Origin of the sequence: Methanothermobacter tenebrarum, from assembly GCF_003264935.1 — an archaeon.
GTDB classification, from domain to species: Archaea; Methanobacteriota; Methanobacteria; order Methanobacteriales; family DSM-23052; genus Methanothermobacter_A; species Methanothermobacter_A tenebrarum_A.
In genome coordinates, this window is the sequence record NZ_QLOE01000005.1 from 50,946 (window position 1) to 72,389 (window position 21,444).

The following is a 21,444-nucleotide window of genomic DNA, read 5'->3' on the forward strand; positions in this document are numbered from 1 at the left end:
GAGAAAAATCCTCCGGATTCTCTAGACTTTTTATGTTTCTGTGATGACGAGTAAACCTTCCTTTGCCCCGATTTTGTGGATCTCGTCTTCTAGTAATTTTAAGCTTTTGTGTTCTGCTTCCATTGTAATTTTGATTGTTGATGTTGTGGTTGACATTTTAAGGGAGAGGTCGGCTACTTTAACACCTTCTAGGGTGTTTATATTATCCACTATGCCTTTTAGTTCTTCTTCTGAAATTTTACCTACTAGGATTGCGTTTACTTTTTCTTTGAGGGGTATGCCATCCTTTTCTATTATCCTTATGCCTTTTTCTGTCAGTTTTTTTATTGCAAGATCTAGTGTTTTTTCATCTCCTTCGATGGTTACCTGTACTGGTACAAATGCTCCTGTTTTAGCATCCCTTTCATGTATTATGGTGACGATATTTGCACCTACGCTGGCTATTGGTTCTAGGGCTGCTACTAGTTGTCCTGGGACGTCTTGTAGTTCGAGAACTAGGCTCATCCGCAAATTTAACACCATCCCATGTTATTGTGTCCATTCTCCCCTTTCTACGATTATGTTACCTTCTTCGTCTACTGGAGCGTTCCTCAGTATCCTTTTAGGGTCATGTTTCTGTTTTTTATCAGCTCTTGTCCTGTTAAGATTATCTACGATGTAGTGTGTCTCTTCAAGTTCGGGCACTTTCTCAAGGGCCTTGGAGAACTCCTCTAGTATTTTTTCGGCTTCTTTTTCTATCATTATTGATACCCCTTATAAAATTCCATCCTCAGATCCTTCATGTAGGATTCATGATCAAAACCTGGTAGTATTCTCTTCCTTAGAATCTTATCTATCCCTGAGCCGTATTGGGCGGCTTTTTTAGGTCTTCTCGCGATAAAAGCTGGTACTCCTATTTCTAATGCAAGGTCGCGGAGTATGTGCTTCCTAAGACTGTCATCACTACCTTTTATCTTATAGTCTATTGGTATATTAAAGGATAGGTTTATAATTTCCTTGTTAAGGAATGGAACTCTCAATTCTGTACTTGTTGCCATTGCGGTGGCATCATCCCTTTCGAGGTTTATATGGTGCATATTTTGTATATCGGCTTTGAAGGCCTCAACAAGTTTGTTCTCGCCTTCCTTATATAATTGGAGGTAGCGATGGTATCCTCCGAAAAGTTCATCGGCTCCTTGACCTGAGAGTATAACTTGGAGTCCGTCTGCGTGGGCTGCTTTTGATGCGAAATAGAGTGGCATGGCCACACCTATCTTCATAACATTAAATTCTTCTATAGCGGCTAAGACTGGTTTTAGAGCGTCTTTGACCATCTTCACGTTAACTTCTATTATCCTAGGTTCTATTCCAAGCTCTTGAGCTGCTCTTTCCGCGAATATGAGATCTTGTGATCCTCTGCTTCCAACAGTATATAATATGGGTTTGGTATATTTTTCCGCGAGTAGGGTGAGGAGGGTGCTGTCAACCCCACCAGAGAATAATATGCCAACCTTTTTAAGTTTTCGGGTTCTCTCTTTAACAGCTTTTTTAAGCGCTTCTTCTAATTTTTCCTTGGCAGTATCATAGTCCCATTTTGCCTTGACCTTTTCTGGTAATCTTTTTAATCTTATAAGTTTGTTATTTATTAGGATTGTTCCAGGGGGCAGTCTCTTTGTATCTTGTATGCCTATACCCCAGAGGGCTTTGCGTTCAGATGCGAATGCTATGAAATCCTTTCCAAGCTTGTAATAGAGTGGTTTAACACCTATGGGGTCCCTTGCAAGGATGATATTTTCACCATCGAAGAATGCGAATGAATAATCACCATCAAACTTGTCCATGATCATCTGGAGGGCTTCCATCAGCCCATATTCTCTTATAGAATCCGATATGAGCTTAGAGGCCGATTCTGTTCTTGGATTGTATATTCTACCATCACAGGCTATTATGTCCTGGTTTCCTAGATGGGGTGTTCTTTCATCTGTTATGAGGATATTATGGCCTATGGCCACCTCCCCATTGAACTTAGGGCTTTTCGAGCCTGTTTTTTTAGAGGCGTTTGGTCTTTTGTAGTATATCCTTGTGGCGTCTGGGCCTCTATGTTCTAGGATCCTCAGCATTTTGAGGAGTTTTGGGAGGGCCCCTTTACCTATGAAGCCTGCTATTGCGCACATGATTATTGAACCCCAAAATGTGAGGCGGCTATTTTATCCTCTTACCGGCGTCTGGGCCTGGTTTCACAGAATATATCTCTTTTACTGTCATGAGGATGGCTGATTTCGGCTCCACTTCACTCATAACATTCTGAGCCCATTCTACGGCCTCTTTGAAGAATTCACCTGATTTGAATATTTCTGCAACCCCTTTAAATTGGTATGGGTGTTCTTTGGCGTTCTGGACTATAATTGACATTTTAGGGTTTTCTTCGAGGTTGCTTAGGGTCTTTTTCATGAAAACATCTACTATTAGTATCCTTTTATCGTCTATTGGCCTTGCGAATCCGATGGGCACGACATTGGGCGTGCCGTCACTGCTTGCTGTCGCCACGAAAACAAGATTTTTTTCTATGGCCTCTTTCATTTCATCAGTTAACATCTTTATCACTCCATATTCTATTATCTTAGTTGGGGGGATAAAATTTTTTGGTTATTGCGCAGTCCATTGAGGATTACTGCGAGTGAAAGTCCCATATCACCGATGCCCACAGCCATCCATAATGATACTAATCCAAAGATTGAAAGAAGGGCCAGGGATCCCTTAACGAGTATTGAGAAGAATATGTTCTCTTTAACTATTCTCATGGTTCTTCTCCCTAGTTCTATTATTTGGTGGATTTTCATGAGGTCATCGTCGATTAGCACTATATCTGCGGTGTCAAGGGCTATGTCAGAGCCTCTGGTCCCCATCGCGATCCCGACGTCTGCCGCTACAAGGGCTGGGGCGTCGTTTATACCGTCACCGACCATGGCAACCCTCCCCTTAGATTTTAGATTTTCTATGAAATCGAATTTGTCCTCTGGGAGCAAGCCTCCAATGTATTTGTCAATTTTAAGTTTCCTTGCTAGTTTCTCCGCGACTTTTGGATTATCTCCTGTTAGGATCATTGCCTTGATATTTTCCTGGGATAACCTTTGGATTAGGGTGGGGGCTGATGGTCTCATTTTATCTTCTAATGTTATTTCCCCGATGATTTTACCATCACTTTCTAGGAGGATGGATGTGTTCTCGGTTTTCTGCCGAGTGTTCTGGCCTAGGAAGTACAACTTACCATCTATCCTGCCAGAAATGCCATATCCTGGCTTATATTCTAAATCCTCGACTTTTAATGGCTCCAAGCCTTTTTCATCTGCCAGTTTGGTTATCGCCTCCGCTATTGGATGTTTTAAACCTTTTTCTAGTGAAGCTGCAATCTTTAATATGTTAGCATTATTGTATGCCTTTATTTCTTTTACTGTTAGTTCACCTTGTGTTAGCGTCCCTGTCTTATCAAATACAATAGTTTTTATCTTTGACATTTCTTCAAGGTGACTTGAGCCTTTAATTAATATCCCTTTTCTTGTGGCCGCTGTTATCCCTGATATCATAGCAACTGGTACTGATATTACAAGGGCGCAAGGACATGCGATCACCATTAATACAAGGGCTCGGTATATCCAAGTTTCTGGGTTGCCTATGATCAGACTTGGGATTATACCTGTTAATATGCTTGCTATTATAATTGTTGGCGTGTAATATGATGCGAATTTCTCCATGAAAACTTCCCTAGATGATCTTCTCATCCTAGCCTTTTCTATCAATTCTATGACCCTTGCTATGATTGTCCTTTCAGAATTCCTTGTGACCTTAACTTCAAGGTAGCCTCCAAGGTTTATTGTACCTGCCAATACTTCATCCCCAACAGTCATATGAACTGGCTCGGATTCTCCTGTAATATTTGATTGGTCAACATAACTTGAACCATCTATTATCCTCCCATCCAAGGGTATCATGTCCCCTGGGCGTATGACCATTATCTCCCCTGGTTGCACTCTACTAGCATCCACCTTAACCTCTTTTTTCCCAATTTTTATCGTTGCTATTTCTGGTTTGAGTTGCATTAAGCCCTTTATAGATTCATGTGCCTGGCCGGTCGCATATTCTTCTAGGTATTCTGCAATATAATATAAGAAAACTATGATAGCTGCCTCAGGATAGTCCCCAAGTGAATATGCTCCTATAACCGCTAATGTGATGAGAAGATTTATTGTGAATTTACCATGATAGAGTGCTAGGATGGCCCCTTTGAATGTTTCTAGGCCTGATACAAGAACAGTTAGTGTGAATAGTATGAAAGCAGGTAGCATATACCCACTATATTGTAGGTAGAATCCTATGATAAATAAGATGGCGGATATGAGTATGGTTTTCTTGTCTTTTCCATTATTACAAGGCATAGGTGACCTCAATTATTTTTTTAGTATTCTTGTAGCTTCACTTGAGGGTAGTGTGGTGGTTGCACCGTATCCTTGTATACAATGGGATGCTATATAATTTCCGAAGTAGCATGAGGTTTTGAGGTCATGGCCCATGAGCCATGCATATAGGAATCCTGCGTTGAATGCGTCACCAGCCCCAGTTGTGTCCACACATTCAACTTTTAAGGCTGGTACTTCCACTTCTAGGTCGTCCATGAGCCCATAAACCCCCAAGGAGCCCCTTTTTATGATGATAATATCAACTTCATCTGCTAGGAGTTTCGCAGCCTCCTTATAGGATCCACGGTAGCCTAGCATCACCTTAATTTCCATCTCATTTAATAATAGGACGTTAACGGCCTCTATGAGCCTTCTAAGAGATTTTATCCCCCTTTTGGCGTATAGGTTTCCCGGGTCTAGGCTTATAAGCGGCCTAGATGATAATCTCTCAAGTAATGTTTCCTGGACTTTTAGACCTTCACCTGCAAATGATGTTAAGTGTAATAATTTGCTATTCTCTACTAGTTCGATTTTTATTTCATCAATTTTTATGGTGTCATTTACGCCAGGGTCTAGATAGAGTGCTCTTTGCCCATTTTCATCCACGAAGCCTATTACTTTACCGCTTCTACCCTCTTTTGTGATGATTAAAAGATCCAAGTTAACCTTTTCCCTTTCAAGGTTTTCTTTAAGTTTAACGCCCTCTCTGTCCATGGCCACCTTACCAATGTATGCAGTTTTAAGGCCTAATTTTGAAAGTCCTATGATAGTATTAGCTGCGGAACCGCCACAACTTTCCTTAAAACTTCTGATTATGGTCTCTTCTTCCGGGCCTATAATCCTATCAACCATGTAGAGTTGATCCATGTTAAGGGCTCCGAAGCCTACCACATCGAACATTTAACATCCCCAAAAAAAATTATTAATCCTAGAAGATTTCATGGAGGAATATCTTATCATCACCTAGTTTACCCTCGTAGTTGCCGGCTGAAACCCTTATCACACCATCAAATTCTGAAACGGCATTCACACCCACTCTAAGGGCTTCTATGACTTTTTTTCTGGAAAGTCCGTTTATTACTATCTCTGGTATGTATTTAACCCCATCTGGGACTTTGGATTCCTTGCCTAGTCTTGTTTTTAGTGATGGACAGTATGGATGGTTTGTTGTGGGGCCTATCCATGGGTACTTTGTTTCGGGCTTTGATGGGGCTGAACAGATATCAAATGGTGTTATAACCTTATCCACTCTACTTATGGCTTCTATGGCACTTTTACCCGCTTCTAGGACCGATTCTTTATCCTTGCACATGTACCAGAAGTTGGCACCCATTATACCTGTCTGGTATCCTAGCCTGGCTTCTATTTTGAAGTCTGGCACTGCTATGGGTACTATTATCATCTCTCTTCCATGAATGGTTTCTATCCATTCGTATCCATCACCACAATGTCCAACGTGCTTCATCATGTCAATGTAACCTTCTGCTTCTAAACTTGCATCAAATAGGCTTGTGAACGGCTTCACTAGGATGTCTTGCCTTATCCTATAAGATAATTCCACCTCAAATTTTTCCATGTTATCAAGGGCGAAATAGAATTGTAGAATAGCACCATGTCTAGAATCTGGGGTCATGTCAGGATCCAGGAAAGATTCAACGCCACTTTCTAATCTTCCTATTACCGCTGCGGGTGTGGAAGTGGCATCATATGCCGCTCTTTTAACTGTTCTTTTGTCGTGGGCGGTTACTATGGCCCTTACACATTTACCCTTAAAGGTTTCACAGAATGTATCCTCTATGATTGTACCGTTGATCTTCACTATCCTAGGCCTCCTATGGCTTCCCCCCTGACCCTTTTACGCATTTGGAGGCTCTCCTCTGCTATCTCTTCTATGTTATCATCTGGGATGAGTATTCTTGGGAACTTTTTCTTGGATGTTTCCATGAATTTTTCGAAAATATTATAGCTTATCCTAAAGTTTTCCAAGGCTCTTTCAGGGTCCATTGTGTAAGCTTTCACGAATTCTATGATATAGTCTCTGCCGAAACGTGAATGTAAATCTGCTATCAGAGCTAATGGGAGGGCGTTCTCTGCTATGATGACTATATCAGCTTCCCTTACAGCGTAATGGTTCCCATTGAAGGATACGGCCAAGCCGCGCCCCCTTGTATACCTGAGGGGTTCCACATCGGTTATACTATCCCCTATATATAATGTTGACTTTATGGGGAGTTTTTCCTTTTTGAGTATTTCTTTGAGGGCTAGGCGTTTACCCTCTCCTCCCACTGTCTTAACATCCTCTATGAGTTTACCTATCCTCATCTGGGGTATTTCCTCGAAGAATATTTTGTCCATTGTCTCGAAATCAGCGCCCTCTACTATCATGTCTTTGAATTGGAATAGTTTCTCCCTTTCATCCTCGGGGAGTTCGTGTGAGTCTATGTCAAGGCTTGTATAATATGTGTTCTCGAGGGGGAAGTTGATGAGGTTACAGAGGGCTTCAATGTATTGCTTGTAACTTGTGCTTATGATATAGGATGGCATGAGTCCTTGGACTCGTTGTAGTAGTTCGCGCGCCCATGGGACTAGGCTGATATTTTCCTTGGAGAATTCCACTATCTTATCATTGGTAACATTATAGGCTTTTAGGAATGGGGTGATGAGTTTAAGGGTGTCACCCGCATTATAACCTGGTCTTTTAATCTCATATGCTAGTATATCATCGTATTTGCTCACTGCCGCGAAGAATTTGTCACCATCTGGTATGAAATGGCTTGCGAGTTCGAATGCATTGTCGTTAAGTGAAATAGGACCCTCACAGTCTGTTACAAATAATTTTTTCATTTGGGATCACCCCCCCACAAGGGGGATATTATCCTATCCTGGATGGAATGGGGGTCTGGGGAAGATGTTCTCTATGATATATTTTACTAGGAGGGCTGATAATATCCCCATAATGAGGCCTAGATCTAGGGTATTATAGAATCCTCTGAATCCCAATTTTAGGGATACTGCGAGGAGGCCTGCTGCGATTATGGGTGTTGGGAATATCACTGTTAAAGTCCATGAGCGTCTCCATGGTCTTTCAGCTACAATTGGGAGCCCGAGGAGTGAAGCTACAATGATGGCTGATACTATCGCGATCAAGTAACTAAAGAGGATCATATTAAAAAGATGAAAATTTAAAATATATAAAATTTTTCCAAGAATAATCCTATGATTTGCGGAACTTTTACCCCAAAAGATAAAATCATGCCCCCATAGGGGGATATATTTATCCACTCTAATAATCTAATGATTGAGGAGAAAGCATAGTATGAAAACTGATGTTCGTGAGATTGATCATATCAACCAGTATATCCAAATTCACATCTTTGCTCCTTGGGAGGCAAGTTGATCATGACATCTGAGCATGAAGAAATTTTAAGGTTCCATCAATCTTCAAAGGATCTTTTCGTTGTAGTTGTCTCAGCCTTCATACTCTTAGTATTTCTACAATTCCCATATAAGTTTTGGATCCTCAGAAGCTTGATTATAGGATTTAACATTTTTTTAATAATAGGATATTCTATAATATCATTTTTCTCCCTCAAGTTTCAAGAGAAAAGATTATCTTTGAGGCTGATCCTAAGCATCCCCCTGAGTCTGGTGATAATAATAGCATTCGATTATCTACCATTGGATAACCATGGGATCCTCAGACTATCAGCTATAATATCAATTATAGCAGGGATACTAGCATATGCTAGGAGACGTAGAAGGCAAGATATGATAAGAAGGTCCTTGAAAGAAGCCGGAATAGATGAAAAGAATATCATAAGCCCATCAGAGGCTGCTAAGATAGCTATAGAACGACATGAAAGGTTATCCAGGGGGGATGAGCTTGAAAGGGCATTCCCACCAGAAGAATATTTCAAAATCGAAGAAAAAAAAGAAAAGCCAAAACTAGGATCCTACGCAGACCTCATACTCATCCTCATATTCACAATAATAACAATGATTTCACCAATCAAATGGCCACTTGGAATATTCATGATGATACTAATACCTGGTTATCTACTCATAGCAATCCTAGCACCAAAAAAGGGAACCATAAACTCCTATGAAAGACTATTCCTAAGTTTCACACTGAGTATAATCATAAGCGCTATCATAAGCCTAATCCTAAAAAAACCTTCAAACCTTGTCATCACAGAAACATCCTGCAGATTGTCCATTCTCTTAACAATAACATCCCTCATAATAAGATCGAAGACTAAACCCACTGAAAGATTTTACTGGAACCCCGTCAAATCCATTGAAAGGATTAAAGACACGCGCTTGAAAAAGAACCAGATAGTATCACTCATATTACTCATCATCCTCATTTCAATGATAGGAGTTACTATTAACACCATAATTTTAAATCCAGTCCCGTCAGAAAGATTCACAGAATTTTACATCCTCGGACCCACAGGAAAAGCATATGATTACCCAACAAACCTAAGAATAGGCGAAACTGGGGAAGTAATTATAGGAGTTGTAAACCATGAATACCAGACCACAGACTATAGAATAATCGTTAAAATGGGCGAAGAAGTCATAGACAATACCACAATAACATTAAAAAACGGTGAAAAGTGGGAGAAACGCTTTAAATTCACCCCAAAAGAGGCTGGGGACAATCAAAAACTCCAATTTTTATTATATCGTCTGCCAGATGAAGAAAGAGTTTACAGGTCGCTCCACCTCTTCGTGAATGTGAAATAATAAAGGTGAGAATTGTGAAGGATAAAAATGTCATAGTCACCGGCGGCCTTGGATTTATCGGTTCACACCTTACAGACAGGCTACTAGAAAACGGTAACAAGGTAACGGTTATAGATGACTGTTCCACAGGTTCAATCAACAATTTAACCATGAAAGATCATGAAAACCTCAAAATTATAAAAGGCAGTATAACAAATTTGGACCTTGAAAAAATCTTCAAAGGAAAGGATTATATATTCCACCAGGCAGCACTCGCAAGCGTGGAAGAAAGTATAAAAAATCCAATAAAATGCCATGAAATAAACGCCACAGGCACTCTCAAAATCCTCCAAGCCGCGAAAAAATGTAATATTATAAAAGTATTACACGCATCCACCTCAGCAGTCTACGGGGACAATCCAAACATACCATTAAATGAAAACGAAAACCCCAAGCCACTTTCACCCTACGCCGCCTCAAAAGTTTCAGCAGAATCATATTGTCACGTTTACACCCAATGTTATGGACTTAAAACCGTCTCATTAAGATACTTCAACGTGTTCGGACCCCGCCAAAACCCAAAATTAGAATATGCTGCAGTCATACCACGATTCATAAATGCCATACTCTCAGGAGAAAGACCAATAATCTATGGGAACGGCAACCAAACCCGAGACTTCATCTATGTAGAGGATATAGTGGAAGCCAACCTACTACTCGCAGAATCAAAATTCACAGGCCCAGTCAACATAGCCACGGGTGAAAGCATAACAATAAACAAGCTCCTGGAATTAATAGAGGATATACTTGATGTTGACATTAAACCCATCTACCATGATCCAAGACCAGGTGACATAATAGAGTCTAGGGCGGATATAGGCCTTTTAAAATCTCTTGGATTCAAAAAGATCACAAAACTCAAAAGTGGACTCGAAAAGACAATAGAATGGTACAAAGAAGAAAAAACTAGGCTTGGGGGGATACTAGATTAGAAAGTTTAACTAGCAAATTCTCAATATTTAAAATCCCCCAGTATAAAGGAACGTGAATCGACCCATTCTAAATGTAGGATGAAAAATCATCCACACAGCAAACAACCTTGGTCATACTAGTAGAGTATTTCTTCCCACAAACTCTGAGGTTCACAAGCTCTATATGTCTTTTATCATTCCCCACTCCCCCACAAATTTTTCATGTTCACATTTTACCATATATTCTTCGACACCTCAGATACTCCCTTTTGGAAGGGAAAACCCTTTAACAAAAGCTTTAAGGGATAACGCTTCCTAGATTAACAGATATTGTCAAAGTATACTCTCTTTCCTGGAAACTAAATAAAAACATTTATATAAAACTTTTAACTCATATTCTTATTTGTCACAGGTTACATTGCCTGTGATGTGGGAGGCGATAATATTTCGACTGGTATAACAGTACTATGCATGCTATGCATGGTACTGGCAGCAGTAGGTACCAGTTACGCCCAAGAAAACACAACCACAAACTTTGAAATGCATGATAACAATGCGCAATTAAGCGAAGAGAAAATCAACGAAACCCCCACCATTATGGGAAAAAACCCCAAAGTCAATGAAACAAGCCAACAGGCAGCATATAACGATGAAGAGAATGTAAAGGCCGTGGAACCCTCAGATATCGAGGATGCGGCGGTCCGGGTTAACAAGTTCGTCCAAGAGAACGGAAAACTCCCAAAGTATGTGAGAATCAAAAATTCAGAGGTTAGCATGCCAGAATACTTATACCTCCTCACAGCATCCCTAAAAGGTGGGGATACCATCATAAAGAACGTGGAACCACCCGAAAACTCCACTGGAAGCACAGTGGCTGGTTCAATAAAATTAAATGACTACCTCGAACTTGCAAATAGGGTGTACAATTTCATAAAATCAGAAAATAGAGCACCCTCCTATGCAACCTACCAAGGCTTTAAAATCAGATTCGAATCCCTCGTATGGCTATTCACAAAAGCCATCAACTTCAAAGTAACAAATCAACGCCTGCCCAATTATATAGACCTTGAAAAACTTAATAAAATAGGCACATACACTATAGACAATAACAATCCAAGCAGCACCTCAGGAAGTGCTGCTAATGGCAATTCAATAGCTATCAAAGACATCCTAAATGCCGCAGTTTCACTTAAAAGTTTCATAGAAAAAAATCAGCGCCTACCCACATATGTGCAGGTGGCAAATCAAAAAATAAACTTGAACCAATTCCTATACCTCATGGCTAAAAGCATAAACCAAATAAATAACGGGAAAAACACACCCATCAGCCTAATAGAAGCTAATGACGCGCCAAACCCTTCGGGGACCACTACAGGCGAGCTTAAACTCACAGAATATGTTCAAGTCGCGAAGAATGTCGCAGATTTCATTGAAACCAATAGAAGATCACCAAATTATGTCACGACAAGTATTGGGAAAGTATACTATCCCACTATAATCTATGCTATGAGCAGAATACTTACATTCTACAAGGAAAATAACAGATTACCTAAAATAGTAACAATAAAAGGGGTATACAATCAAAATCAGAATACAAACAATGAAATTAGCCAGTATCTTGTCGCCACAGCAAACTGTCAGGTGAACGATCCTAGTATCCAAGCATTAGCGGCCCAGTTAACCAATGGCCTTACAAGCGAATGGGATAAGGCCAAAGCCGTCTTTAACTGGGTCAGAGACAACATAGACTACAGCTTCTATTATAATACGAAGTACGGTGCTGTCGGAACCCTCAGGTATCGGACTGCTAACTGTTGTGACCATGCGCATCTTGTTGTGGCACTTGCAAGGGCAGCTGGGTTACCAGCACGATACAAACATGGGATCTGCACATTCTCCAGCGGAACCTATGGACATGTCTGGGCGCAAATCTACATTGGGGGTACATGGTACGATGCAGATGCAACAAGCATCAGAAACAGTCTTGGCGTAATAAACAATTGGAACACAACAACCGGGAAAATACTAGGAACCTACGCAAGCCTACCATTTTAAAGGCCACCATATTTTCTTGGGAGGGGGAGAAAAACTCTCCCATTTATTTCTTTTTTCAAATATTATGAGAATGTTCCTAGAATGCGAAACAGCCCCCCATCAAGGGGAGCTGGGGGAGGCTGAAACAATGATCTTGGATCGGAAGGATGATCCCATAACATTTTCATGCTTATCTCCAAGGTTTAGAATGAAAGAGTCTAGGATTTTCACTGTAGACAATGAAAGAGACTTTTATGGGCTTATTTTTTGGAATTCATTGTAAAAGGCGCAAATATAAGTAAAAAGGATATGATATGTATAACCTATCACTATAACCAATAAAAGGGCATGATTGTGAAGAAAAAAAATGATTTCCCCCAATACTCGATACCATCTAAAAAAAGCCGATGGGAGGGTTCAATGGGGTGTTATTCCCCCTCAATGGTCAAAGTAAAATTCGATTTTAAAATCTGAGAAATTCGAAGCCCAATGAAGGGTACGAAAATACTATAAAGGGTTGGTAAATGACAGATTATAAGGGGGATACAATTTACAGATTAATCTTAAAGATTTAAGGGATGATCTTTAATACTTCAATCTTAAGATATTATAAATTAACTTGTGCTAGTTTGAAGTTGGCAGTTTAGTTTCTCAGACAACAGTAACTTAATGGCACATTCCAGATAACAAATATGAAAAATGGGAAACTCCTCCTCGAAAGCAACAAGATGAAACCACACACCAATTTACATCATATTATCCTAGGGGAGCATGAAAGGCTAAAAAAAGTGATATGTAATCCAAAGTTTAAAGGAGAAAGCACACCCCCCCAATGTGTGTGGGGGGCTTCGATTTTTCCCTGTGATCATAGGAGGAATGAAAATTGGATCTTATATATTTTAGAGGTTGTATGGGCCGAAAAAAGGTTCCCGAGATAGTCAAGGCCACAGAACAAATCTTAGATCATGCCGGAGTCTCTTATAGGATCCTTGAGGATGAAAAGTGTTGCGGTTCAGTGCTGCTTCGCACAGGCTTCCTTGAAGATGCCGAGGAAAGGATAATGGAAAATTTAACCATATTATCCGGTTCTAGGTTGCTTGTATCATGTGCCGGCTGTTACAGGACGTTTAAAATAGATTATCCTCGCCTATTTAATGTTAAGATAGATGTTATCCATAGTTCCCAATTATTCCATCAATTATTAAAGGAAGGTAGAATCCAAATTAGAGGAGATTTAAAGGTTACATATCATGACCCCTGCCACCTTGCAAGGCATTGTGGAGAATATGATGCCCCAAGGAAGGTCTTAGAGGCTATTGGAACCCTTGTGGAAATGGAAGAACATCAAGTGAATGCCCAATGTTGTGGCGCTGGTGGTGGTGTGAAGGCAGCATACCCCCACCTTGCAGAGAAAATAGCCAAGAAGAGGATAGAACAAGCCCTTGATACCGGGGCGGAGATACTCTGTACAACTTGTCCATTCTGTAAATACAACCTACAATTTCACGGGATGAAAGTAATGGACATTTCTGAGATTATAGTTAGCCTCATGGGGGTGCCAAAATCCGCGAAAATCAACTGAAAAACCTCAATGAATCCTTCAGGATATTAGCTGAAAGAAGAGTGGAAATAACAGAAGATCCTCGGATAAAAGAGTTAAAAGAAACTGTGAAGAGTATAAGGGAAAATTCAATTAAAAACCTTGAAAGATTATTAGAAAAGGTGGGAGAATCCTTTGAGGACAATGATATAGAATTTTATATTGCAAAAAATGCAAAGAAAGCGAATAAAATCATCTATGACATCGTTAAGGACGAAAGGATAATCGCAAAGTCCAAATCTAACACGCTCTCTGAAATAAACATGGCAAAATTCCTCGAAAAAAAAGGCTTAAAAGTTATAGAAACAGACCTAGGTGATAGGATAATCCAACTAACAGATGATAGACCAATACACCCCACAGCCCCAGCCTTACACTTTAACATGCAAGAAATAGCTGACGTAATAACTGAGAAACTTAAAGTGAAAGTCAAAGCAAACCCAAAGGATATAATGGAGACCATAAAAGCAGATGTTCTCAATAAACTCGAAAATGTTAAAGTCGGGGTTACAGGGGCTAATGCAGTGGCAGCAGATGATGGTTCAATTGTAATGGTCCATAATGAAGGTAACATAGGCTTGATTTCGCTCAAGGACACTCATATTATCGTATTCGGCATAGAAAAACTAGTAAGTACATTAGAAGAAGCTATATCAGTGGCTAAACTCGAAACAGCCTATGCCACCGGTTCAAGGGTTCCATCATATATAAGTGTGGTTTCAGGTCCCTCTAAGACAGCTGACATCCAAAAAATACTCCTAAAAAACATGTATGGCGCTCATAGGGTTGTAGCGATAGCCCTTGATAATGGTAGAAGCAAAGCCCCACCTGAATGTTTATGGTGCATAGGCTGTGGAACTTGTATAACATCATGTCCAGTTTATAATATAGTAGGGTATGACTTTGGCTACAAGGGTTACCTTGGTGGTAGAGGCGTAGCATTCACAAATTTCATAGAAGGTGAAAAGGCAAGTTTTGATGCTGGAATATACATGTGCACACTCTGCAGCCGATGCACCACAACATGTCCACTTGAAATCCCCATAGCAGATATAATAGAAAAGGTAAGGTGTCAAGTACAAACGGCAGGTTACAAATTAGATCCCCATGAGAATATAAGGAAAAACATCAAAGAAACTGGAACACCCTTCAGATAGGGGGAAAACATGAAAACAATATTTTGGAGGCCTCCAGCATTCACCTAGGATTTTCACACTACCTCAGCTCATCCACAATCTTGAGTGTGGGGGGTTCACAGCTCAACCACCCCCAAGGGTTCATTAACGTGTAGGATATTCTCCAAATTCAAGTTTTGAACTCTCTATGGGGAGAAGCATCCCTATAAACATTTAAAGATTGGTAATATTTAAGTTTTCCCGGCTTCCAATCCCTTCACTTTCGAAAGGAAGTTAGCGCCGAAAAAGATAAAAAGGATGTTTTTCTGATAAAATAAAAAAATATTATCTTCATTCTTATGAGGGAGGTTCATGAATTGCTTCTACTAGTAAGTCCAATCAACCCAAAGGAGGCTATAGAGGCCATTAAAGGTGGCGCAGATATAATAGATGTGAAAAATCCCAAGGAAGGCTCCCTCGGAGCCAGCTTCCCATGGATTATAAGGGAGATAAGGAGGATAACACCTGATAACATGCTTGTAAGCGCCACGTTAGGTGATGTCCCATATAAGCCAGGCACGATTTCACTAGCCGCATTAGGCGCCCTTACAGCCGGGGCAGATTACATAAAAGTTGGCCTCTACGGGACGAAAAATTCCAAAGAGGCAGTTGATGTGATGGAAAATGTTGTAAAAACAATAAAAGACGAGAAAAAGGAAGCTTTCGTGGTCGCGGCAGGATATGCCGACGCCCACAGGGTAGGCTCCCTAGATCCGATGGAAATCCCTAATGTGGCCTATGAGGCCGGTGCCGATGTTGCAATGTTAGATACCGCTGTAAAGGATGGTAAAACCTTATTCGATTTCTTGAGTGTTGAAGAACTCCGAGATTTTGTTAGAGAAGCGCATAACCTAGGATTAAAAGCTGCATTGGCAGGTTCCATTAAAAAAGAACAATTAAGGCCACTGGATGAGATTGGATGTGACATAGTGGGTGTAAGGGGAGCCGCATGCGTTGGAGGAGACCGCAACACAGGTACAATACACAGAAGTGCGGTTACAGAACTTAAAAGGTTAATAGAAGCTATTTAGGTGTTTTTAATGTATTCTAAGAAGTTAAAGGAAGCGGAAACCGCCTACACATTTGACGATTTCTTGTTAGTACCCCAAGCATCACTAGTAGAACCCAAAGACGTTATTATAAAAAGTAAAGTATCAAAGAACCATGAGATAAACGTCCCCATCATAAGTTCTGCGATGGACACAGTCACAGAATCCGAAATGGCAATAGCTATGGCGCAAGAAGGCGGCCTAGGCGTAATACACAGGAATATGAGCATCAAAGACCAAGTAGAACAGGTGAAAAGGGTTAAAAGGTCAGGAGACCTTACAATAAGAGATGTTATAACAATAAACCCAGAGGCATCACTAAGAGAAGCCCATGAAATAATGGAAAGAGAAAATATAAGCGGACTTCCAGTTGTAGACAATGGGAACATCCTGGGCATAATAAGCAGAAGAGACATAGAACCCATAATCAATTCAGAAGCCGAGAAAAAAGTAGAAGAAGTAATGACAAAAGAAGTTGTAACCGTAGACGAATCAGTAACACCAGCCGAAGCCCTTGACATAGCTTATGAAAACAAAATAGAAAGACTACCAGTAGTAAAAGAGGGTAAACTCGTGGGAATACTCACCATAAAAGACATACTCGAACGTAAAAGATACCCCAATGCTTCAAGGGACGAAAAAGGAAGATTCATCGTAGGAGCAGCCACAGGACCCTTCGACCTTGAAAGGGCCAAGGCCCTTGACAATGCAGGTGCAGATATAATAGCCATTGACAGTGCACACGCACATAACCTCCACCTCGTAAAATATGCAAAGATAATGAAAAAGAATATCGACGCAGACCTAATTGTTGGCAACATCGCAACCGCAAAAGCCGCGGAAGACCTAATAGCCCAGGACGTGGATGGTATAAAGGTTGGCATCGGCCCAGGTTCAATGTGCACCACCAGGATAATTGCAGGTGTGGGAGTACCCCAGCTCACTGCCATAGCAGAAGTTGCAGATGTTGCAAAGGAATATGACATCCCAGTAATAGCTGATGGTGGTATACGCTATTCAGGGGATATCGCAAAGGCCATAGCAGTAGGCGCGGATGCTGTGATGCTCGGAAACTTACTAGCCGGCACGTACGAGTCCCCAGGTGATGTTGTAATCATGAACGGGCGCAAATATAAACAATATCGTGGAATGGGATCATTAGGGGCTATGACAGGAGGTATAGGCGCTGGGACGGACCGTTACTTCCAAGAACCACAGAGTCACATGAAACATACCAAGATAGTCCCAGAGGGAGTTGAAGGCGTCGTACCTTACAGAGGCACTGTAAGTGAAGTCATATTCCAATTAGTTGGGGGTCTTAAAGCATCTATGGGCTACTGTGGGGCTAAAACCATCAAAGACATGCAAAGGAAGGCTAAACTTGTCAGGATAACATCCAGTGGGATAAAGGAAAGCCACCCACACGACCTCCTAATAACCAATGAAAGCCCAAATTATCCCACAATGTAGGGGAGATAATATCCTATCAGCCATAATACTCTGCGGAGGCCACAGCAAACGCATGGGAACAGACAAAGGTCTAATTATCTTAGATGGCAAGCCCCTCATATCCTGTGTCCTTGATAAAATCAAGCCTTATTTTGACGAAATATTCATTGTACTAAGGGACGAGGAGCAAAAAAAGGAGTACTTAAAATTACTTAAAGACGAAGACGTGAAAGTCATCACAGATATAATAAAAGGGAAAGGGCCCCTCGGGGGTTTGCTAACAGGATTAAAGAGTATAAAATCAGAAAATGCCCTTGTTTTACCCTGCGATTCGCCATTTATAACAAGAGAGTTTATAGAAAATTGTCTTAAAATAGGTAACCTTGAGGAATATGATGCGATAATACCAGTATGGGAGGATGGCAGACTAGAACCCCTACATGGGATATACAATCGAAGAGTAGTTGAAAGAATCCATAGACTACTTTTAAAGGATGAGAGGAGAATGAGCACTCTAGCCAAGATTATCAGGTCTAGGCTAGTGCATGTGGAGGAATTGGACCCATCCCTTAAAAGCTTCAGGAATGTTAATAGGCCGGAGGATCTTAGGATTTAATGTCAACGGTCCTGGGATTACGCCCCATCTCAAGTATGAACTTGTTCACCCGTTCAATCATGTCAATATAATGTTCTTTTCTTATCTTTTTACCATCAACGATAGCATATTCAGGGAGCATCCCAGTCTGGTTTTTGAATTCTAATATCTCATTAACCATCTCTCGATATTGCTCTAGGGTCAAACGCTCCATTAATACCAACCATCAAACCCTTTTTATGTTATAATCATTCCAAATCTCCTCATATATAAATGATACGATTTTATTTTCTCACCTAAGCCATTTAATAAATGATTGACCATTTATATTACATGTATTCTCGCTTCTGGGTCGAATGGATTTGTCCGGATTGCAAGTGAAAAAAGGTAAGGGTAATTCCCCATTAAATGCTCCATGTATTTTAACCATTCAGAGACAACACTTTTATAAGCGCGTTCCAAGTCGCCTTCAAGGTGCTCATAATCAGTCTTGGGCAAATTATCAAATGATATTCTCTTCTCAAGCTCTTCCGTAAGATGGAAGATCGCCCAGAGCATGTCAGTGAAACTTTCATGCTCTAGAAGATTTGGGTTTTCCAATAAGCGTAGCATGAACCTCCGACGCTCACCCAAGAAAATTCTCAAATCATCTAGGAAAGGACTTTTACCCTCATCTAATGGTATTCTAGGATCATAGGCTCTTATCTTAGCCATTACCCTCTTAAACTTGTCTTCACTCCAATCCTGGCCTATTTTAAGATCTTCACGTATCCTTTCCGTGTTTATTTCGTGTTTTGAAACCTTTTCCAGGAACTCTGTTCCCACTTCACTGAAGAACGCCCCTATTACCATGTTAAGTTTTTCTAGGAGTATAGATTTTTCCCTTGCAGTTATAGCCGCCTCTATTACAAGGACAACTATAAGCACTTCTAGGGGTAAAAATGCAAGGTCAATCCCAATATAGAACAACTCATGCTTCGCATCCTTAAATATAAGATACACTAGAATATAGAGTAATACAGAGGATAGAATGAGCATTATGCCAAGTTTAACCCTCCAGTTAATCTTCATCTCTGCCTACCCCATATAATTGATATTGGATTATTAGCCAGCATCATAGTACCCCTCTCAAGAGGGTGCCCCCTCGCAATATTAACATCTATGATCCCATATTCAAACCCGAGCTTTTTGAACGTCTGGATAGCCTCTATTTTAGTCTCAAGTAATATGGAAGTTACTATGATCCTCCCATGGCCTTTAAGTTTCCTTGCACCCACTTTTATGATCTTTGATAGTCTACCACCGCTTCCCCCAATGACTATTATATCAAGATCCCCTATCTCCTTGAGGGCCTCCTCAGCATCATCATTGATCAATTCAACGTTTTCTCCAAGCCCATGCTTTATGAGGTTCTCCCTTGTAATTTTTATGGCCTGGGGGTTCTTATCTATAGCGTATACTCTATTGGCTCTTTTCGCAAACTCTAATGTGAAACCTCCCGTGCCGCAGCCAACATCAGCAACGGTCTCACCCCCATTCGGGTCCGCCTTGCACAAGACTAGACATCTAATCTCCTCCTTGGTGGGCCCGGGCACTCTATCATCTTTTATGAAATCTTCATCGGGTATCATGGCCAGTCCACCGTCTGAAAAGCCTGTTTTCAACTCCTAGAATGTCTAGTGCCTTGCCTGCTATGAAGTTGACCATATCATCTATATTTTCTGGTTTATGGTAGAATCCTGGCATTGCAGGTAATATTATACCACCTTCCCTGCTCACTTTTAACATGTTTTCAAGGTGTACATTCCTAAGTGGTGTTTCACGGGGTACTAGTATTAGTTTGCGTTTTTCTTTGAGGGAGACGTCAGCCGCCCGTGTAATAATGTTGTCAGCGTATCCTTGGGCTATGGCCGCCAAGGTTTTCATGCTACAAGGTGCTATTATCATCGCCTCGAAATTAAAGGAGCCGCTGCTTATTGGAGCTTCCAAATCATGGACATCAAAGTAGTGGTCTGCCAGTTCTTTTATCTCGTCTAGTTTCAGGCCGGTCTCATACTCTAGGATCTTGGACGCTGTATTAGTAACTAGGAGTGCTGTTTCTTTTTTCTCTGATAGGGCTTCTAGTATCCTTACACCATAGATTGTCCCACTGGCCCCTGTAATGGCTATTATGATCATACTATTTCAACCTTTAACTTGGGGTGGTGAGGCGTAGTTGTTTTTCGTGCCTTTTTATCTTCTTGGGGAGGTTGAGGTAATCATAGAAGTTGAAGTTTTTGAATTTCTCTGATTCTTCTGCGGGTGTATAAATACAGAGGTCTGCGTGGTTGAATCTCGCATCCCTTAATGCTCTGACTAGGCTGGAGATGTCGCTGAGTTTTACTATGGAGTCTCCACTATCTACTTGGGTTTTCATCTCATCAAATGCAGGGTATTCTGGCACGTCTATTATAAGATAATCTGGGTCTATATTCATGTCATCAGCTATCTCCGACTCTGCCTTTAATATCTCGGATTCTGTGATCTTGAATATCCTCTCAGGGTCTTCTAGTTCATTTAATCGGATGGTGGCAGCCCTCTTCAAGAGATTCCTTGTATCTAATCTTTTTATCATGTCACCTACTAATCCTGTTTCTCTTCGGCACATTGTTATAATGTCCATGTCATCGTAATGATAGATGCGTTTAGGGTCTATTTTATCTTCCATGATGAGCCTTTTAAGGCATCTTCTAAACATTGAATTTACTATCCTTGTGGTATGATGTTGGTAGACGCTTGGGTACATGAAATAACGTGCTAGGAGCATTGACTCTGCAGCTGGAACACCTTTCTTATCCAGTATCAGATCATCTTCGATTTTGATATTCTGGATTAGCCTTTCAACGTCTATTATACCATAGGCTACCCCAGTATAGTGGGAGTCCCTTAGGAGATAGTCCATCCTGTCGACGTCTATTTCACCGGAGATTGCCTGTCCAAGAACGCCCTCACCCTTGAGGGTGGCCTCTATCTCATCTAGGTCAAACTCTTCCATGAGTATATCTGAGATTACGGATTCTCTTATCACTTTTATTGTGAGTTCTTCATGGGATTCTGGGATCACCGCCTCTGATACGTGTGAGAATGGCCCGTGGCCTAGATCATGTAATAGTGCGGATACTCTTAGTATACTTTTTTTATGTTTGTCTAATCCTAGTTGGTCTGCTAGTTGGGATGAGAGGTGCATTGTTCCGATGGAATGTTCAAAGCGGGTATGGTTTGCACCGGGATATATTAGGTTGGTGAAGCCTAGTTGTCTTATCCTTCTAAGTCTCTGGACTGGGGGTGTATCTATTAGTCTGATCTCGAAATCCTCTATTTGTAGGTTGCCGTGTATGCTGTCTCTTATAAATTTCATTTCAACCTCCCTA

At 40.8% G+C, this 21,444-nt stretch carries 22 protein-coding genes; 8 read left to right on the forward strand and 14 right to left on the reverse strand.

Translation table 11 applies throughout. The features are described 5' to 3' along the window. Window positions 1-30: 30 nt before the first annotated feature. The 9 genes from DPC56_RS05100 to ehaA are packed head-to-tail and all read right to left on the reverse strand — an operon-like array spanning window position 31 to window position 7,598. Window positions 31-504 carry an ACT domain-containing protein gene (locus DPC56_RS05100; protein WP_245923915.1) on the reverse strand — a complete coding sequence of 158 codons (474 nt, stop codon included), beginning with the start codon at window positions 502-504 and terminating at the stop codon, window positions 31-33. Window positions 505-528: 24 nt separating this feature from the next. Continuing rightward, window positions 529-744 (reverse strand): Asp-tRNA(Asn) amidotransferase subunit GatC, encoded by a 216-nt coding sequence (gatC, locus tag DPC56_RS05105; RefSeq protein ID WP_112093997.1) that lies wholly within the window; start codon window positions 742-744, stop codon window positions 529-531. Beyond that, entirely contained in the window at window positions 741-2,153 is a 1,413-nt protein-coding gene (locus tag DPC56_RS05110) for an asparagine synthetase B family protein (RefSeq protein WP_112093998.1), read from the reverse strand. The genes gatC and DPC56_RS05110 overlap by 4 nt, the downstream gene beginning before the upstream one ends. 28 nt (window positions 2,154-2,181) lie before the next feature. After that, the gene (locus DPC56_RS05115; RefSeq protein ID WP_112093999.1) at window positions 2,182-2,574 is read right to left on the reverse strand and encodes a pyridoxamine 5'-phosphate oxidase family protein; all 393 of its coding nucleotides are present in this window, start codon (window positions 2,572-2,574) and stop codon (window positions 2,182-2,184) included. Window positions 2,575-2,594: 20 nt separating this feature from the next. Continuing rightward, the gene (locus DPC56_RS05120; protein WP_112094000.1) at window positions 2,595-4,412 is read right to left on the reverse strand and encodes a heavy metal translocating P-type ATPase; all 1,818 of its coding nucleotides are present in this window, start codon (window positions 4,410-4,412) and stop codon (window positions 2,595-2,597) included. Between the two features lie 12 nt (window positions 4,413-4,424). After that, window positions 4,425-5,333, reverse strand: a complete 909-nt coding sequence (locus tag DPC56_RS05125) for a carbohydrate kinase family protein (RefSeq protein WP_112094001.1) — start codon at window positions 5,331-5,333, stop codon at window positions 4,425-4,427. Between the two features lie 28 nt (window positions 5,334-5,361). After that, window positions 5,362-6,252 carry a formylmethanofuran--tetrahydromethanopterin N-formyltransferase gene (locus DPC56_RS05130; protein ID WP_112094002.1) on the reverse strand — a complete coding sequence of 297 codons (891 nt, stop codon included), beginning with the start codon at window positions 6,250-6,252 and terminating at the stop codon, window positions 5,362-5,364. After that, window positions 6,252-7,277, reverse strand: coding sequence for an energy-converting hydrogenase A, subunit R (locus DPC56_RS05135; protein ID WP_112094003.1), 1,026 nt, complete (start codon window positions 7,275-7,277; stop codon window positions 6,252-6,254). Before DPC56_RS05135 ends, DPC56_RS05130 begins: the two co-directional genes overlap by 1 nt. A gap of 33 nt (window positions 7,278-7,310) precedes the next feature. Next, window positions 7,311-7,598 (reverse strand): energy-converting NiFe hydrogenase A subunit EhaA, encoded by a 288-nt coding sequence (gene ehaA / locus DPC56_RS05140; protein ID WP_245923904.1) that lies wholly within the window; start codon window positions 7,596-7,598, stop codon window positions 7,311-7,313. A 234-nt stretch (window positions 7,599-7,832) separates the two neighbouring features. Here ehaA and DPC56_RS05145 point away from each other — a divergent pair, with 234 nt between their 5' ends. The 8 genes from DPC56_RS05145 to DPC56_RS05185 all read left to right on the forward strand — a co-directional run bounded on the left by DPC56_RS05145 (window position 7,833) and on the right by DPC56_RS05185 (window position 18,055). Continuing rightward, window positions 7,833-9,182: a DUF1616 domain-containing protein gene (locus DPC56_RS05145; RefSeq protein ID WP_112094004.1), complete on the forward strand. Its 1,350-nt coding sequence runs from the start codon at window positions 7,833-7,835 to the stop codon at window positions 9,180-9,182. 14 nt (window positions 9,183-9,196) lie between these two features. Beyond that, window positions 9,197-10,153 (forward strand): SDR family oxidoreductase, encoded by a 957-nt coding sequence (locus tag DPC56_RS05150; RefSeq protein WP_112094005.1) that lies wholly within the window; start codon window positions 9,197-9,199, stop codon window positions 10,151-10,153. A 408-nt stretch (window positions 10,154-10,561) separates the two neighbouring features. Then, entirely contained in the window at window positions 10,562-12,187 is a 1,626-nt protein-coding gene (locus DPC56_RS05155; protein ID WP_146737615.1) for a pseudomurein-binding repeat-containing protein, read from the forward strand. Window positions 12,188-13,049: 862 nt separating this feature from the next. After that, on the forward strand, window positions 13,050-13,748 hold the full coding sequence (locus DPC56_RS05165; RefSeq protein WP_245923906.1) for a (Fe-S)-binding protein: 699 nt from the start codon (window positions 13,050-13,052) through the stop codon (window positions 13,746-13,748). Further along, on the forward strand, window positions 13,730-14,923 hold the full coding sequence (locus DPC56_RS05170) for an LUD domain-containing protein (RefSeq protein WP_112094008.1): 1,194 nt from the start codon (window positions 13,730-13,732) through the stop codon (window positions 14,921-14,923). Before DPC56_RS05165 ends, DPC56_RS05170 begins: the two co-directional genes overlap by 19 nt. A 335-nt stretch (window positions 14,924-15,258) precedes the next feature. Continuing rightward, complete coding sequence (locus DPC56_RS05175) at window positions 15,259-15,972, forward strand: (5-formylfuran-3-yl)methyl phosphate synthase (RefSeq protein ID WP_112094009.1); 714 nt, start codon at window positions 15,259-15,261, stop codon at window positions 15,970-15,972. Window positions 15,973-15,981: 9 nt separating this feature from the next. Then, window positions 15,982-17,460: an IMP dehydrogenase gene (gene guaB, locus DPC56_RS05180; protein WP_112094010.1), complete on the forward strand. Its 1,479-nt coding sequence runs from the start codon at window positions 15,982-15,984 to the stop codon at window positions 17,458-17,460. Then, entirely contained in the window at window positions 17,432-18,055 is a 624-nt protein-coding gene (locus tag DPC56_RS05185; protein ID WP_112094011.1) for a molybdenum cofactor guanylyltransferase, read from the forward strand. The genes guaB and DPC56_RS05185 overlap by 29 nt, the downstream gene beginning before the upstream one ends. On the opposite strand, the gene DPC56_RS05190 is transcribed toward DPC56_RS05185, so the two are convergent. The 5 genes from DPC56_RS05190 to DPC56_RS05210 form a co-directional block, all read right to left on the reverse strand. Then, window positions 18,045-18,248 carry a pseudomurein-binding repeat-containing protein gene (locus DPC56_RS05190; protein ID WP_112094012.1) on the reverse strand — a complete coding sequence of 68 codons (204 nt, stop codon included), beginning with the start codon at window positions 18,246-18,248 and terminating at the stop codon, window positions 18,045-18,047. The two genes, DPC56_RS05185 and DPC56_RS05190, sit on opposite strands and share 11 nt — an antisense overlap. A 110-nt stretch (window positions 18,249-18,358) precedes the next feature. Beyond that, entirely contained in the window at window positions 18,359-19,105 is a 747-nt protein-coding gene (locus tag DPC56_RS05195) for a hypothetical protein (RefSeq protein WP_112094013.1), read from the reverse strand. Continuing rightward, window positions 19,102-19,665: a precorrin-6Y C5,15-methyltransferase (decarboxylating) subunit CbiT gene (gene cbiT, locus DPC56_RS05200; RefSeq protein WP_112094014.1), complete on the reverse strand. Its 564-nt coding sequence runs from the start codon at window positions 19,663-19,665 to the stop codon at window positions 19,102-19,104. Before cbiT ends, DPC56_RS05195 begins: the two co-directional genes overlap by 4 nt. Continuing rightward, on the reverse strand, window positions 19,652-20,212 hold the full coding sequence (locus tag DPC56_RS05205) for a UbiX family flavin prenyltransferase (RefSeq protein WP_112094015.1): 561 nt from the start codon (window positions 20,210-20,212) through the stop codon (window positions 19,652-19,654). The genes cbiT and DPC56_RS05205 overlap by 14 nt, the downstream gene beginning before the upstream one ends. 13 nt (window positions 20,213-20,225) lie before the next feature. Next, window positions 20,226-21,431, reverse strand: a complete 1,206-nt coding sequence (locus DPC56_RS05210) for an HD domain-containing protein (RefSeq protein WP_112094016.1) — start codon at window positions 21,429-21,431, stop codon at window positions 20,226-20,228. Between the last annotated feature and the right edge of the window lie 13 nt (window positions 21,432-21,444).